A 14,848-nucleotide genomic window follows, 5' to 3' on the forward strand; every position below is an offset into this window, starting at 1 on the left:
CGCGCGCACGGCGGCGGAATTCATTCATTTCCCCAGGCAGGAGCCCTTTCGCGGCAGGCGCGAGCAACCGGAATACGACAGCAGAGAGCGCACGGGCATTGGCACGCACCGCTGCGATGTCTCGTTCGAGTTAAGCAGCGCTGCGGGGCACTGACAAGGCATGTGCCGTTACTTGCTCAGATGCTGTCGATTTCCGCCTGGGTGAGCGGCCGGTAGGCGCCCGGCGGCAGGGTGGGGTCGAGCAGAATCGTGCCAAGGCTCTCGCGGTGCAGGCCGATGACCTTGTTCTGGAAGTGCCCGAACATGCGCTTGATCTGGTGGTAGCGACCCTCGTGCAGGGTCAGCCTGGCGCGCTGTGGTGCTTCGATTTCCAGCAAGGCAGGGCGGGTGGTCAGGTCCTCGTAGGCGAAGTACAGGCCGTTGGCGAACACTTCGATGGCTGCCGGGTCGATGACCTGCTCGGTTTCCACCCGGTAGACCTTGGCGTGGCTGCCGTCGGGGGCGGTGGCGCGGCGTGACCAGAGGCCGTCGTTGGTGATCAGCAGCAGGCCGCTGGTGTTGAGGTCGAGGCGCCCGGCGAGGTGCAACTGGTGCTTGTCGGGCTCGTCCAGCAGGTCGAGCACGGTGCGGTGTTCCGGGTGGCTGGTGGCGCTGACCACGCCGACCGGTTTGTGCAGCATGAAGTAGCGCGCTGCTTTGCCCGCTTGCAGAACCTCGTCATCGAGCTCCACGCGGTGGAAGTCACGCACTTCGGCGCGGCTGTCGCGGCAGACCTGACCGTCGATACGCACCCGCCCTGCGGCGAGCAGCAGGCGCGCCTCCTGACGGTTGAAACGCGGCAGGTTGCTGAGCAAGCGGTCGATGCGCATGGGCCGCTCAGCCGTTTTCCACAGGCAGGGCCTGGGCGCAGCGCGGGCACAGGCAGGCGCGGTCCAGCGCTTCGGGTGGCAGCTCTTGGAGGGCCTGCGGTTCGACCTCCACATCGAAGCACCAGCAGTGGCTCACCACGCCGTCGCTGTCGGCCTGGGCGCAGCGGTTGGGCTGGCCACAGGCGGGGCAGAGGCTGGTGTTCACTGGGTTTCTTCGCACATGCGGTTACGCCCGGCCTGCTTGGCTCGATACAGCGCGCGGTCGGCGCGGGCGATCAGCGCCTGCAGGTCGTCGCCTTCCTGCAGGGTCGCCAGGCCGATGCTGGTGGAGGTGTGCAGGTGCTGGCCGGCGAATTCGAAGTGGCTGCTGGCGGTCTGCTGGCGGATCTTTTCGCCGAGCTGGCGGGCGGCGTCGAGGGCGGTGTCCTTGAGCAGCAGGATGAATTCCTCGCCGCCCCAACGGCAGATGATGTCGGACTGGCGCAGGTTCTGCTGCAGGTGGCGAGCGAAGCCGCGCAGCACGGCATCGCCAGCCAGGTGGCCGTGGCTGTCGTTGAGCTGCTTGAAGCCGTCGAGGTCGAAGAGCAGGGCGCACAGCGTGCTCTGGCTACGCCGCGCTTCCTGAATGGCCTGGTTGGCCAGCAGTTCGAAACCGCGGCGGTTGGGCAGCTCGGTCAGCGAGTCGGTGGTCGCCAGCGCGGTGATGCGGGCCTGGTAGCGGCGCAGCACCAGGGTGACCAGCAGCAGGACGGTCAGGGTGACGACGCCGCAGATCAGCAGGTTGAGGTAGAGCGACTGACGAATGCCCGCCAGCGCGCCGCTCTCGTGCTTGTCGACGAGCAGGTACCAGTCCAGCTCGGGGATGAAGCGCACGTTGAGGAAGTGGCCACGACCGTGATCCTGATAGAAGAAGTCGCCGCTCTGCGGATGCGGTAGCTTGCTGTGCAGATCCTCGAGGCCTTCCACCTCGCTCAGCAGGTCACCGATGCGTGCGCCCATGGGGCCGCCGCTGGCGCCGGTGAGCACGATGCGGCCGGTGGTGTCGACGAAGTACACGCTGCGGTCATAGCGCTTTTGGTACTCGTCGATCAGTTGCACCACGGCGTCCACGGTCAGCCCGACGCCGGTAGCGCCGATGAAGCGGTGCTGGTAGTCGAAGACCTTGTAGTTGATGAAGACCGTCATGCGGTCCTGGTTGGCCATGTCGATGTCGACATTGATCTCGTAGGGCTCCTTCATGTCGCGCAGGCGGTAGTACCACACGTCACGGCTGGCCTGTTCGTCGATCTGCTTCAGCACGCCCTTGGCCTGGTAGTAAGTCTTGCTCTGCTCGGAGACGAAGAAGCTGGTGACGGTGCCGTAGTGGCTCTGCACTTCCTGCAGGTAGCGGGTCATGGGCTCGAGATCCTGCTCGCCGCCGAGCACCCAGTCACGCAGGAAGGTATCGCGGGACATCATCGAGGAGATGAGGATGGGGCGCACCAGGTCCTTCTGGATTTCCGAATAGACGTTGTCCGAGGTGAGCGGCAGCTCGGTGTTGACGATGTTGTCGCGGATCGAGTCGAGGGCCGCGTAATAGCTGGCCAGCGAGGTGGCGATGAAACCGCAGCCGAGCAGAACGAGCAGCAGAAACACCAGCGAGCGTGGGCTGGCGGTTTTGGGTGACGGTGATGGCATCGTGCTGGCTTCTTGGTAGATGCCGCAATGCTAGGGTCTGTTGACGTTTCAGCGCAAGCCGAGCAGAGCGAAGACCGGGGTTTCGCCCTGCTGTGCTTACGGTCTTTACTCAGACTGTATGGGCACCTGCTCGATGACCGCCACACGCTGACCGGCCCGCACCGGGGAGCCGGGTTGCACGTGAATGTCTCTGACCACGCCGGCGAAGGGCGCGAGCAGGGGGATTTCCATTTTCATGGATTCGAGGATCACCAGCACATCGCCCGCCTGGACCTCGGCACCTTCCGCGACCTGGACCTGCCAGAGGTTGCCGGCGATGTGGCTGTCGACGCTGTGCTGGCCGGCGCCCAGGGGCGCGTTTTCGCTGGGCTCGGCCACGCCTTCGTCACTTTCGAAGTGCGCCTGGCCAGAGTCGATCCAGCGCTGGCGCTCGGCGGCGAAGGCGCTGCGTTGCTGGTCGCGGAAGGCGGCGATGCCGTCTGCTTGGTCCGTGAGGAAGCGCTGATAGTCGGCCAGGGCCAGTTCGCTGTGTTCGATACGCAGGTCGAAGCGGCCCAGCGGGAAGTCACGACGAATGCGCAGCAGCTCGTCCGCGCTGACCGGGTAGAAGCGGATCTGGTCGAAGAAGCGCAGCAGCCAGGGCTTGCCGTCGAAGGCGGCGACTTCACGGTAGCGGTTCCACATCTGCAGGGTGCGGCCGACGAACTGGTAGCCGCCGGGGCCCTCCATGCCGTACACGCACATGTAGGCGCCGCCGATACCCACCGAGTTCTCGGCCGTCCAGGTGCGTGCCGGGTTGTACTTGGTGGTGACCAGGCGGTGGCGCGGGTCGAGCGGCGTGGCCACCGGTGCACCGAGGTAGACGTCGCCCAGGCCCATCACCAGGTAGCTGGCATCGAACACCGTGCGGTGCACCTCGTCGAGGTTGGGCAGGTCGTTGATGCGGCGAATGAACTCCAGGTTGCTCGGGCACCAGGGCGCGTCCTTGCGTACGGTGGTCATGTACTTGTCGATGGCCAACTGGCAGGCCGGGTCATCCCAGGACAGCGGCAGATGGACGATGCGCGACGGCACCTTGAGGTCGCCAGTGGCGCACACGGCGTCCCACTCGCCAGCGACGATATCGAGCAACTGCTGCAACGCCAGGGTTTCCGGCTGGTAGTGCACCTGCAGGGAACGGATGCCGGGCGTCAGGTCGATCACCCCGGCGATGTCCTTGGCTTGCAGCGCCTGCATCAGCGCGTGGCCACGGAAGCGCAATACCAGATCCAGCTCGGGCTGGCCGATTTCCAGCAGCAGGTGGGTGTCGCCAGAGAGGCGTGCGACCAGGCGGGTGTCGTCCTGGCCGAGGTCGAGGACGATGGGTGAAACAAGCGCCTGTGTAGGAGCTGGCTTGCCAGCGATCCGCCGGCGCGACTGATCGCCCGCAAGCGGGCTCCTAAAGGTGGCGTCGAGGCTCCGTGCCAGCTCCCGCGCCGTGGCGATATCCACCGGCACGAAGCGCACCTTGTCGCCGGCCTTGAGTTGGCCGAGCTGCCAGAGGTCGGCTTCGATGATCGTCACCGGGCAGACGAAACCGCCGAGGCTGGGGCCGTCCGGGCCGAGGATCACGGGCATGTCGCCGGTGAAATCCACCGCGCCGATGGCGTAGGGGTTGTCGTGGATGTTGGACGGATGCAGGCCCGCTTCGCCGCCACTCTCGCGTATCCATTCCGGCTTGGGGCCGATCAGCCGCACGCCGGTGCGGCTGGAGTTGAAGTGCACTTCCCAGTCGGTGCCGAGGAAGGTGTCGATATAGGCCGGGGTGAAGTATTCCGGTGCGCCGTGAGGGCCGTAGATCACCCGCATCTCGCGCACGGCGGGCAGGGCCGTACCGAGTCCGTCTGGTAGTTGCGCGCCGGCTTGCGTGGTGTCGAGCGGCGGCAGGTGCAGCACGTCTCCGGCGCGCAGTGCGCGGCCAGCGTGGCCGCCGAACTGGCCGAGGGTGAAGGTGCTCTTGCTGCCCAGGTAGTCCGGCACCTGAACGCCGCCACGCACGCTCAGGTAGCTGCGCGCACCGGCACCGGCGATGGTGCCCAGGGCGAGGGTGCTGCCGGCGCGGATCAGCAGGGTGGTGTTCAAGGGCTGGGCCACGCCGTCGACGCTGAGCGGAATCTGCGCGCCGGTGACCGCCACCAGCGCGTCGGTGTTGAAGCGCAGAGTCGGGCCGCTCATGGTGATCTCAAGGCCGGCGGCGCCTTCCGGGTTGCCGAGCAGGCGATTGCCCAGGCGCAGGGCGCGGCTGTCCATCGGCCCGGAGGGCGGTACGCCGACTGCCCAGTAGCCGAGGCGACCGGGAAAGTCCTGCACGGTGGTCTGGGTACCGGCAGCCAGTACCTCGAAGGTGCTGGCCTGATAGACCAGATTCTCCAGGCAGCGGGTCCAGGGTGAGCCGCTGGCGAAGGGCGTGTCGGCGAGGATCTGGCGCAAGTAGTCGCGGTTCGACTCCACGCCGTACAGCAGCGATTCGCCCAGGGCGGCATTCAGTGCGCTGCTGGCCTGATCGCGGGTGGGTGCCCAGGCGATCAGCTTGGCGATCATCGGGTCGAAGTAGGGGGGAATCTCGCAGCCCGCTTCGACCCAGGTGTCGATGCGCAGCGACTGGCCGTCGGCAGGCGGGAACTGCACAGCGGTGAGCAGGCCAGGGCTGGGCTGGAAGTCGCGACCGGGATCTTCGGCATACAGCCGCGCCTGGATGGCATGGCCGCGGGGGCTCAGGCCCTCGGCCAGCTCGTGCAGCGGCGCCAGGTCGCCGGCTGCCAGTTCGATCATCCAGCGCACCAGGTCGACGCCCCATACCTGTTCGGTGACGCCGTGCTCGACCTGCAGGCGGGTATTCACTTCGAGGAAGTAGAAGCGCTCCGCGATGCTGTCGTAGACGAACTCCACGGTGCCGGCACTGCGGTAGCTGACCGCCCTGGCCAGTTCGATGGCTGCTGCGCAGAGCGCGTCCGCCATGCCGGCTGGCAGGTTGGGTGCCGGGGTTTCTTCCAGCACTTTCTGGTTGCGCCGCTGCACCGAGCAGTCGCGCACGCCGAGGGCGAGCACGTCGCCCTGGCCATCGCCGAACACCTGCACTTCCAGGTGGCGGGCACGCTGGATGTACTTCTCGATAAATACGCCGCTGTCGCTGAAGTTGTTCTGCCCGAGGCGCTTGACCGCGTCGAAGGCCTCGCTCAGTTCCTCTGCCGAACGGCACACACGCATGCCGATGCCGCCGCCGCCAGCGGTGCTCTTGAGCATCACTGGGTAGCCGACCTGCTCGCCAGCGACCAGCGCGGCGTCGAGGTTTTCCAGCAGGTCGGTGCCTTCGAGCATGGGGATGCCGTGCTGTTTGGCCAGCGCGCGGGCGGTGTGCTTGAGGCCGAACACACGCAGTTGCTCGGGCGTGGGGCCGACGAAGGCGATGCCGGCCGCTTCGCAGGCCTCGGCGAAAGCGGCGTTTTCGGAGAGGAAGCCGTAGCCGGGATGGATCGCCTTGGCGCCACTGGCTTTGGCGGCCGCGAGGATCTTGTCGACCACCAGGTAGGTGTGTGCAGCAGGGCCGTCGCCGAGGGAAAAGGCTTCGTCGGCCTGCTGGATGTGCAGGCTGGCCACGTCCGCCTCGGAGTAGACGGCGACACCTTTGACGTCGAGCGCGTGCAGGGTACGCAGGATGCGGCAGGCGATGGCACCGCGGTTGGCAATCAGAAGTTTTTCGAACATATCGGCTCCCGAGCCCGTTCGAAGCTGCTGCGCTCCATCACGCGGCGTTGGCAGCCAGTTCGAAATGCTCATTTGCTACAGCAAACTCCGCTTTCTCACTGGCAGCCGCCTTGCCTGATGTTCGCTCGCGACGCTTCGCTCCGGCCTCGTTGAACGTGGCGGGCCGTCCCGCCGGTATTGGGTCTGCACCACGGTCGTCCGGGGTGGGGAATTCTTTTTGGCCTCACTCGGTTCCCACAAAGGATTTCGTTTGTTAGGAGGCCGGTGTTTTGTCTCGGGGCGTAGGTTGCAGCACCTGCCCACTCCTGCTCTGGCACAGGGCGAACAACCAGCGTTTGATCATTCCCATACCAGCACCTCCGCAGGCGTGGGGTTCCAGCCGTTGCAGGGGTTGTTGAGCTGCGGGCAGTTGGAGATCAGCACGATCACGTCGGTCTCGGCGCGCAGCTCGACGTACTTGCCGGGTGCGGAGATGCCGTCTTCGAAGGTCAGGCCGCCGTCCGGGGTGACCGGCACGTTCATGAAGAAGTTGATGTTGGCGCCGATGTCGCGTTTCTCCAGGCGCCCGTCGTGCAGGCTGGCGCGCAGGAAGTTGTCGCGGCAGCTGTGCATGAAGCGCTTGTCCAGGGCGTAGCGCACGGTGTTGCTCTCCTGGGCGCAGGCGCCACCGAGGGTATCGTGGCGGCCGCAGGTGTCGGCGACGATGGTCAGCAGCGGGTTACCGAGGTTGGAATAGAGCACCGTGCCGGCAGTCAGGTAGACGTTGTTCTGCTTGCGCAGGGTGCGCTGCGGGTCGAAGCGCTCACGGGGGTTGCGGGCGCTGTAGAACAGCGTGTCGATGGCCTGGTTGCCCTCCAGGTCGTGCAGGCGCAGGGTCTGCCCGGCCTTGACCTCGAACAGGTAGGGCTCACCCGCTGCGATGGTGTGGCGAAATACGGCGGTCTCGGGATGCAGGTTGCTTTCGGTCAGGCTCATGTCGGCACCCTCAGAGGTATTGGCGTTCGGTGTTGTGGAAGGCGCGGCCGTTTTCCGGGCGCGAGGTACGGCAGAGCACGCTGATGCCGTCGCTCTCGACCTTGCTCCAGCTCAGCTGCACCGGCTTGGGCGCGTACTGCGGGTTGGGGTCCATCGGGTGCTGCAGGGCGGTGAGCACCACCAGGGTGTCCATCGGTGCATACAGCTCGATGTAGTCACCGGCCTGGCTGTTGTCGCCGTGAAAGCGAAAGGCGCCGTCGGCATCGACGCTGACCCTGCTGAACAGGTTGAGGGTCATCAGCAGGTCTTGCAGGTTGAGGTTCCACTTGCCCATTTCCACCAGCAGGTTGTCCACGCCGTTGCGGAAGAACCCGTTGCGTAGTTCCTGATAGCGCCCCTGGCCGTATTTCTCGCTCACCTCACTGGCGGAGAGCACGCCACCGAAACTGTCGTGCCAGCCGCAGGTGTCGGCGGTGATCGCCGCGAGCACGCGGCCCATGTCCGAGTACAGGCAATGGCCGGCCGTGAGCTTGGCGGTGTGCTGGCCCTTGAGAGTGTCCGGCAGGTTGAGACGCTCGCTTTTCTCTACGGCGTTGAACAGCAGCAGGCTGACGTTGGCGCCGCCTTCGAGGTCGGTGATGCGCAGCAACTGGCCGCGCTTGAGGACGAACGAGGTGTGCCCGCCGCCAGGGAGGGTTTCTTCGTAGAGGGTAGGGCGCAGGGTCAGGGCAGTGGTCATGGCAGTCTCCTTACAGGGCCGGGGCAAGATACGCCGGCAGTGCCGCGATGGCGTTTTTGCGATCGCTGTTCAGGGGGATGTCGTAGGTGATGCGCGCGCCGAAGGCATTCGGTGCGTGCGGGTCAATGCGGGTCTTGTCGAACACCATCAGGCGGGTGCCGAGGCTGAAGCCTTCGGCGAGATCGTGGGTGACCATGAACACCGTCAGCCCGGTTTCACGCCACAGCTCCAGCAGCAGGGCGTGCATGTCCTTGCGGATGCCGGGGTCGAGGGCGCCGAAGGGTTCGTCGAGCAGCAACACCCGGGGTTTCATGATCAATGCCTGGGCGATGGCCAGGCGCTGCTGCATGCCGCCGGAAAGCTGGCTGGGGTATTTGTCCAGGGCATGGCCGAGGCCGACCTTGCCGAGGATCGCCGCGGCCTGCTCGCGAGCGTCACGCTTGGCCGCGCCGAACAGGCGACCGAGCAATGGCGCGCGGGGCAGTTCCAGGCCGATGGCGACGTTGTTCAGCACGCTCAGGTGCGGGAACACCGAATAGCGCTGGAACACCACGCCGCGGCTGGCATCCGGCTCGCCCACGAGTGGCTCGCCACCCAGCAGGATCTCGCCCTTGCTCGGCCGCTCCTGGCCCAGCAGCAGGCGCAGGAAGGTCGACTTGCCGCAGCCGGACGCGCCGACCAGGGTGCAGAACTCGCCCTCGGCGATGGACAGGTTCAAGCGTTCCAGAACGATCTGGTCGCCATAGGTCTGCCAGACATTTTTCACTTCAATGAAGCTCATGCCTTGGCCCCCTCGTACCAGGGAAAGCACAGCCGCGTCAGCTGACGCAGGCCGAGGTCCATCAGCCAGGCGAGCAGGGTGATCCACACCACGTAAGGCAGGATCACGTCCATCGCCATGTAGCGGCGCACGAGGAAGATGCGGTAACCCAGGCCGTCGGTACTGGCGATGGCTTCGGCGGCGATCAGGAACAGCCAGGCGGAGCCCAGTACCAGGCGCAGGGCGATCAGCAGGCGCGGCAGCAGTTGTGGCAGCACGACCCGCAGGATCAGCGTCCAGGTGCTGGCGCCGAGGGTCTGCGCCTTGATCAGCAGCTCCTGGGGGATTTCCCGGGCGCGCTGCTCCAGGTCGCGGGCGAGGATCGGGGTGATACCGATGACGATCAGCATGACCTTGGACAGTTCGCCCAGGCCGAAGACGATGAACAGGATCGGCAGTATCGCCAGTGGCGGCACCATCGACAGCACGGTGAGCAGCGGTGACAGCGGTGCACGCAGCAGCGGCAGGATGCCGGCGGCGATGCCCAGGCAAAGACCGACCAGCGCAGCGATGCCGATGCCCATGCCGAGACGCGTCAGGCTCGATGCGGTGTCTTGCCAGAAGGCGTAGCCACCGGTGCGCTTGTCTTCGGTGAAGGCCAGGCGGTCGACGGCGGCGATCATCTGGCTGGCGCTGGGCAGCAGCTTGTCGTTGGGGTTCTCCGCCAGGCGCTGCGCCGAGCCCATGAAATAGGCGAACAGCAGCAGTGCGAAGGGCAGCAACACCAGCAGCAATCGGCCGGCCCTGTCGGGGTGTCGGTTGATCAGGCGCATGGGCATCTCGGGTTACGGTGGCCGGAGACGAGACGCCGAGCGTCTCGTCACGTGTTCCCAGGCAGTGCGAGGGAACGCTTGTCCTTCAGAGCTGGCCGTCGGCGGCCATCTGCATGTAGGTCGGGTCGAAGCGCAGCTTGAGGTTGCCCTGATCGCCGGTGGTCACGTCGTTGGCGAAGGCCATGCCGACGGCGTCCGCGCTCTGCGCGCCTTCGCCGAGCAGGCCGTGATCGAACGAGAAGGCGGCGACCTTGCTCATGGTTTCCGGCAGCCGTGGGCTCTTGGTGAAGGCCACGGCTTCCTTGGCGCTGTAGAACATCTTGGTGGTCGCCAACTGCGCCTCGTAGCCCTTGAGGTCGGTGCCGGAGGCCTTGGCCATGTGCTCGCGGGCAGCCTGGCCGGCAGCGCCGCCATCACCCATGGTCGCCATGATTTCGTACCAGGCACCGGTCAGTGCCTTGCCGAGGGCTGGGTTGTCCTTGAGGGTGTCGCTGTTGACCACCATCAGGTCGATGATTTCGCCGGGAATCTGGCTGGAGTCGAATACCTTGGTCACGCCGGGCGTGGCTTCGATTTCCGCGAGCAGCGGGTTCCAGGTGGTGACGGCGGTAACGTCCGGGGTCGCGAAGGCGGCGACGATGTCGGCGTCCGAGGTGTTCACCACCTTCAGGTCGCGTTCGCTGAGGCCGGCCTTTTCCAGGCCGCGGGCGAGCAGGTAGTGCGATACCGAGAGCTCGACCAGGTTGACGTTCTGGCCCTTGAGATCGCCCAGGGTCTTCTTTTCACCCTTGAGCACGATGCCGTCGTTGCCGTTGGAGAAGTCGCCGACGATCAGTGCCGTGCTGTCGACACCGCCAGCGGCAGGGATGGTCAGGGCGTCCATGTTGGTCATGGCGCAGCCGTCGAACTGGCCGGCGCTGTACTGGTTGATCGATTCGACGTAGTCGTTGATCTGCACGACATCGATGTCGATGCCGTACTTCTTCGCCCACTTGTCGACGATGCCTTGGGTGGCACCGTACTCCCAGGGCATCCAGCCGGCATAGATGGTCCAGCACACGCTGAAGCTGTCCTTCTGGGCAGCCTGGCCGTTGAGGGAGATGGCAGCCGCGAGACCGGCGGCGAGAACGGAGAAAAGACGGGGCTTGCGCATGGAGACCTCCAGTTCGAGAAAGGGCGGAGCAGGAGTGCGCGGCATCTCCCATCGCTGGGGGCGCGTTCTCCCGGGCTTTTGTCCCGCCGTGTAACCCCTCGAGGAGGTCGCCAACTCTCGGACCAGTCATTCGCCTGCTGATTGGCGAATCGGAACCCTAGTCGGCTATTGCAAATTGTGATGCCGCTGTCCCGGGCCGCTGCCTGGGATTTTCCTGCACGCAATGCCTTAAGCGAGGATCGTGCCAGGCACTGGCGCGTCGTCTAGCCTGAGCGTGGGCGGATTTGCTGGGAAACTCTCTGCGCTTTCATGGTGCGCGATGGGAACTGGTTGCGCGGTTTCGGCGCGCGCTTTCAGTGCGCCCGTTGAGCGCTGCTGAAATCATTTGTTGCGACTCACCGACGAGTGGAGCGGATTCGGCTGGCGCCGGGTTGTCTGATGGATTGGGAACACTCCCGGCATCGGCAGCCGCCGATGTGCGTTTCGCGGTCGAAGGAGGCCGCCCCATGATCCGTAAATCCATGCTCGTCGCGTTGTTGGGTTTCTCGCTGACCGGTTGTGCCGTTTATGGCGACAGCGGCTATGGCGGTGGTTATCGAGATTATGATCGTCAGTATTACCCCGGTGCTCACGTACAGCGCTCCCAGGTTTATGGGGCGCCGCGTGTGTATGTCTACGAGGACCGCCGCTACGACCGTCGCTACTCACCGCCACGGCACTATGCGCCGCCTCCACCGCCTCGTTATTTCAACCAGCCCGGTGGCTACGATCCGCGTTACCAGAACCGTCACGACCGCAATCGTGGCGATTACCGCCCGTCACCACGCCCGGGTTGGGAAGGGCAGCGCCATCACTATCAGCAGCAACAGCGGCACCGCTCCGCGCCCTTGCAGTGGCAACAGCGTGAAGCGCCTCAACGCATTCAGCGCATCCAGGGTGGCGGCTGGAATCGCGAGCGCTGATCTTCACAAACTAAATCTCACCTGATGCGCTCCCGGAGCGCATCAGCACGTTCGTCGCCTGTAGTGGCATCTGGCAATTGTTTTTTACCCGCGTGCGCCGCACCATGACGCTGTTGCTTGTCTGGAAGCATTGTCGTGGCCATCGGCGGTTCTGGCTCTCTCTCAATCCGTTACCGCTGGCCCGTGCTGGTGGCGTTTTTGCTCGCCTTGTTCTTGGCGGCTGGCGGATTGCACGCGCAATGGGATTTCCAGCGGATCGCCGCCCGCGCCGAGCAACTCTATGGCCCGTTGGGCGCCGGCAAGCCACGCATCGACGCCTGGCAGCGCCTGCTCGACGAGCAGCGTAATGCCAGCGAGGCCGACAAGCTCAAGGCCATCAACCGGTTCTTCAATCTGCAGCTGCGCTTTCGCGATGACCAGGAAATCTGGGGCGTCACGGATTACTGGGCGACGCCGGTCGAGGCCCTGATGCGTGGCGCCGGCGATTGCGAGGATTACGCCATCGCCAAGTATTTCAGCCTGCGTGAGTTGGGTGTGCCGAGCGAAAAGCTGCGCATCACTTACGTCAAGGCGGTGCGCCTGAACCAGGCGCACATGGTACTGACCTATTACCCGACCCCCACCTCCGTGCCTCTGGTGCTGGATAACCTGATCGATGCCATCGATCCGGCGACCGAGCGCCGTGACCTGGTACCCGTGTATGCCTTCAATGCCGAGGGACTCTGGGTGCCAGGGCCAGCAGGCGGCAAGCAGGTGGGAGACAGCAAGCGCCTTTCGCGCTGGCAGGATTTGTTGAAGAAGATGCGCGCCGAAGGGTTTCCCTGAGGCGTAGCGAAGGAGTCGTTCATGTCACTGTTCAAGCAGCTGTGTGTAGCCATCTGCGTGCTGATGCTGGTGAGTTTCACCGCAAGCGTCGTGGTCAACGTGGAGAGCTCGCGCGAGCAGCAGGTCAACCAGCTGCGCGCCCATGCCCAGGACGCCGCGACTGCGCTGGGCCTGTCGCTCGGCTCGCATCTGAACGATCCGGCGATGCTGGAGCTGATGGTCAGCTCGATTTTCGACAGTGGCTACTTCGAGAGCATCCGCGTGATCGGCACGGACGAGAAGGTGCTGACCGAGCGCTCCGGCGCCAACCTCGACGCGGGCGCGCCACAGTGGTTCGCCAATCTGGTGGATCTGGCGCCGGCCCAGGGCGACGCTATCGTCAGTGACGGCTGGAACCAGGCGGCCCGCGTCGAGGTGGTCAGCCATCCGTATTTCGCCATCGCCAAGCTGTGGCAGACCGCCTACGCCACCTTCCTGTGGCTGGCGCTGATCAGCCTGCTGTGCATCGGCCTGGGCGTGCTGCTGCTCAAGCGGCAGTTGCGCCCGCTGGAGTACATGGTCGAGCAGTCCAATGCCATCGCTCGCCGGGAGTTCCTCAGTGCATCGAACCTGCCGCGCACCCCGGAGTTTCGCCGGGTGGTCAACGCCATGAACCAGATGGTGGAGAAGCTCAAGGCACTGTTCGACGAAGAGGCTTCGCGCAGCGAGAAGCTGCACGCCGAGGCCTATCAGGACAGCCTGACCGGGCTGGCCAACCGCCGTTATTTCGACCTCGACCTGCAGGCCCGGCTGACGGGCGAAGAGCGAGCCAGCAGCGGTGTGCTGTTCCTGTTGCGGGTCAATGACCTGGTGGGTCTCAACCAGCGCATCGGTGGCCAGCGTACGGACCAGTTGCTCAAGGCCGTGGCCGAGCAGTTGCAGCATGTCAGCCAGGGGCGCTACCTGCTGGCGCGCAACCGCGGTGGCGAGTTCGCGCTGCTGGCCGCGGGCATCGATCGCCAGGAGGCCGAGCAACTGGCCGAACAACTGAGCAATGGCCTGCTTTCGTTGCAGCAGACCGGTGCCAGCGACTGTTTCCCGGTTGCCCATATCGGTATCACCACCTTCGCAGCGGGCGCTTCGAGCAGCGAGCTGTACAACGCGCTGGATGCGGCACTGGCCGAAGCGATCAGCCAGAACCGCGAGCACTGGGCGTTCGTCGAGCATCGTCAGCAGGCCGCAGTCAGCGACGAGCACAACGATTGGCACAGCCTGCTCGACAATGCCCTCGAGCAGGGGCGCTTCCTGCCGTACGTGCAGCCGGTGGTCAGTGCCGCCGATCCCACCCAGGTGCTGCACAACAAGGTGCTGGCCCGTCTGCAGGACGAGCAGGGCGAAACCATCGCCGCTGGGCGTTTCCTGCCCTGGCTGGAGCGATTCGGCTGGACCGCACGTCTGGATCTGGTGATGCTCGATGCCCTGCTGGCGCAGTTGCCTGACCATGATGGCAAGGTGGCGCTCAGCCTGTCGGGCATCACCGTGCGCGATCCTCAGGCGCTGCAGCAGCTCTACGAACGCTTGCGGCTCAACCCGGCGGTGAGTGGCCGGCTGATTCTGGAGCTGGACGAGGGACAGTTGCCGGGCCCGGTAGAGCTCGAAGCGATCACCCGCAAACTGCGCAGCCTGGGCGTCGAGCTTGGTTTGCAGCATTTCGGTGGGCGTTTCAGCATGATCGGCAACCTGGCGAAGTTGGGCCTGGCCTACCTCAAGGTGGATGGCAGCTTCATTCGCGGTATCGATCAGGAAAGTGACAAACGCTTGTTCATCGAAGCCATGCAGCGAGCGGCCAATAGCATCGATCTGCCATTGATCGCCGAGCGGGTGGAAACCCGCGGCGAGTGGGAAGTGTTGCAGGCTATGGGGGTCAGCGGCGTGCAGGGGCGTCTGTTCAGCGAGCCTGCGGCCTGGGCCTGATCAGATCAGGCCCCGTTCCTCTTCGTTGATCAGGCGGTTCGCACCACCCAAGGCGTCGCGTGCTCGGCTACGGCCCATCAGCTTGCTCTGGGCCGCTTCCGGCAGGTCGGTGATGCGCACCACGCCTTTCCTGATCAGCAGATCGATCAAGTCTTCCAGCACGCGGATCATGTCCAGGTCGCTCTGCTTGAGCTGCAGCAGGCTGCTTTCCACGTTCTGGTTGGAAAACCAGGAGCGCGCTTCCTCGCTATCGGCGGGCAATTCGCCGGTCATTCCTTCGAAAGGTTCGGGCTGCACACGTTGCAGCTCGCCCTCGGCATTACGTTTTATATAGAACACGCGCCTTCCCCCGATAAAC

At 65.1% G+C, this 14,848-nt stretch carries 13 protein-coding genes and 1 riboswitch; of the genes, 3 read left to right on the forward strand and 10 right to left on the reverse strand.

Annotation, left to right across the window (positions count from 1 at the left end; translation table 11 throughout):
* Positions 1-176: 176 nt before the first annotated feature.
* The 9 genes from FHR27_RS01390 to FHR27_RS01430 all read right to left on the reverse strand — a co-directional run bounded on the left by FHR27_RS01390 (position 177) and on the right by FHR27_RS01430 (position 10,750).
* Positions 177-869, reverse strand: a complete 693-nt coding sequence (locus FHR27_RS01390; RefSeq protein ID WP_179537575.1) for a pseudouridine synthase — start codon at positions 867-869, stop codon at positions 177-179.
* A 7-nt stretch (positions 870-876) separates the two neighbouring features.
* Positions 877-1,074, reverse strand: a complete 198-nt coding sequence (locus FHR27_RS01395) for a cysteine-rich CWC family protein (protein ID WP_285400852.1) — start codon at positions 1,072-1,074, stop codon at positions 877-879.
* Entirely contained in the window at positions 1,071-2,546 is a 1,476-nt protein-coding gene (locus tag FHR27_RS01400; protein ID WP_179537576.1) for a sensor domain-containing diguanylate cyclase, read from the reverse strand. Before FHR27_RS01400 ends, FHR27_RS01395 begins: the two co-directional genes overlap by 4 nt.
* Before the next feature lie 105 nt (positions 2,547-2,651).
* Positions 2,652-6,290: an urea carboxylase gene (gene uca / locus FHR27_RS01405; RefSeq protein WP_179537577.1), complete on the reverse strand. Its 3,639-nt coding sequence runs from the start codon at positions 6,288-6,290 to the stop codon at positions 2,652-2,654.
* Between the two features lie 339 nt (positions 6,291-6,629).
* A complete protein-coding gene (locus FHR27_RS01410) occupies positions 6,630-7,265 on the reverse strand; it encodes an urea amidolyase associated protein UAAP2 (protein WP_042555331.1) in 636 nt (211 codons plus the stop codon).
* Positions 7,266-7,275: 10 nt separating this feature from the next.
* Positions 7,276-8,004 carry an urea amidolyase associated protein UAAP1 gene (locus tag FHR27_RS01415; RefSeq protein ID WP_179537578.1) on the reverse strand — a complete coding sequence of 243 codons (729 nt, stop codon included), beginning with the start codon at positions 8,002-8,004 and terminating at the stop codon, positions 7,276-7,278.
* A 10-nt stretch (positions 8,005-8,014) separates the two neighbouring features.
* Positions 8,015-8,785, reverse strand: a complete 771-nt coding sequence (locus tag FHR27_RS01420; protein WP_179537579.1) for an ABC transporter ATP-binding protein — start codon at positions 8,783-8,785, stop codon at positions 8,015-8,017.
* A complete protein-coding gene (locus FHR27_RS01425; protein ID WP_042555334.1) occupies positions 8,782-9,597 on the reverse strand; it encodes an ABC transporter permease in 816 nt (271 codons plus the stop codon). The genes FHR27_RS01420 and FHR27_RS01425 overlap by 4 nt, the downstream gene beginning before the upstream one ends.
* A gap of 85 nt (positions 9,598-9,682) precedes the next feature.
* Positions 9,683-10,750 carry a putative urea ABC transporter substrate-binding protein gene (locus FHR27_RS01430; RefSeq protein WP_042555335.1) on the reverse strand — a complete coding sequence of 356 codons (1,068 nt, stop codon included), beginning with the start codon at positions 10,748-10,750 and terminating at the stop codon, positions 9,683-9,685.
* 65 nt (positions 10,751-10,815) lie between these two features.
* Positions 10,816-10,922: riboswitch (guanidine-I (ykkC/yxkD leader) on the reverse strand.
* Between the two features lie 334 nt (positions 10,923-11,256).
* On the opposite strand from FHR27_RS01430, the gene FHR27_RS01435 reads away from it, so the two are divergent.
* The 3 genes from FHR27_RS01435 (at position 11,257) to lapD (ending at position 14,490) form a co-directional block, all read left to right on the forward strand.
* Complete coding sequence (locus FHR27_RS01435) at positions 11,257-11,712, forward strand: hypothetical protein (RefSeq protein WP_052493835.1); 456 nt, start codon at positions 11,257-11,259, stop codon at positions 11,710-11,712.
* Between the two features lie 165 nt (positions 11,713-11,877).
* A complete protein-coding gene (gene lapG / locus FHR27_RS01440) occupies positions 11,878-12,537 on the forward strand; it encodes a cysteine protease LapG (RefSeq protein WP_319802003.1) in 660 nt (219 codons plus the stop codon).
* 21 nt (positions 12,538-12,558) lie between these two features.
* A complete protein-coding gene (lapD, locus tag FHR27_RS01445; protein WP_179537580.1) occupies positions 12,559-14,490 on the forward strand; it encodes a cyclic di-GMP receptor LapD in 1,932 nt (643 codons plus the stop codon).
* Here lapD and FHR27_RS01450 read toward each other — a convergent pair whose 3' ends face one another.
* Positions 14,491-14,829 carry a hypothetical protein gene (locus FHR27_RS01450; protein WP_042555337.1) on the reverse strand — a complete coding sequence of 113 codons (339 nt, stop codon included), beginning with the start codon at positions 14,827-14,829 and terminating at the stop codon, positions 14,491-14,493.
* Positions 14,830-14,848: the final 19 nt, after the last annotated feature.

This window comes from Pseudomonas flavescens (genome assembly GCF_013408425.1).
GTDB classification, from domain to species: domain Bacteria; phylum Pseudomonadota; class Gammaproteobacteria; order Pseudomonadales; family Pseudomonadaceae; genus Aquipseudomonas; species Aquipseudomonas fulva_A.

Coding starts and splice junctions, on each gene's coding strand:
- FHR27_RS01425 (WP_042555334.1), bottom strand. CDS start 9,597: ATGCGCCTGATCAACCGACACCCCGACAGGGCCGGCCGATTGCTGCTG.
- FHR27_RS01430 (WP_042555335.1), bottom strand. CDS start 10,750: ATGCGCAAGCCCCGTCTTTTCTCCGTTCTCGCCGCCGGTCTCGCGGCT.
- FHR27_RS01420 (WP_179537579.1), bottom strand. CDS start 8,785: ATGAGCTTCATTGAAGTGAAAAATGTCTGGCAGACCTATGGCGACCAG.
- FHR27_RS01415 (WP_179537578.1), bottom strand. CDS start 8,004: ATGACCACTGCCCTGACCCTGCGCCCTACCCTCTACGAAGAAACCCTC.
- FHR27_RS01435 (WP_052493835.1), top strand. CDS start 11,257: ATGATCCGTAAATCCATGCTCGTCGCGTTGTTGGGTTTCTCGCTGACC.
- lapD (WP_179537580.1), top strand. CDS start 12,559: ATGTCACTGTTCAAGCAGCTGTGTGTAGCCATCTGCGTGCTGATGCTG.
- uca (WP_179537577.1), bottom strand. CDS start 6,290: ATGTTCGAAAAACTTCTGATTGCCAACCGCGGTGCCATCGCCTGCCGC.
- FHR27_RS01410 (WP_042555331.1), bottom strand. CDS start 7,265: ATGAGCCTGACCGAAAGCAACCTGCATCCCGAGACCGCCGTATTTCGC.
- FHR27_RS01400 (WP_179537576.1), bottom strand. CDS start 2,546: ATGCCATCACCGTCACCCAAAACCGCCAGCCCACGCTCGCTGGTGTTT.
- FHR27_RS01390 (WP_179537575.1), bottom strand. CDS start 869: ATGCGCATCGACCGCTTGCTCAGCAACCTGCCGCGTTTCAACCGTCAG.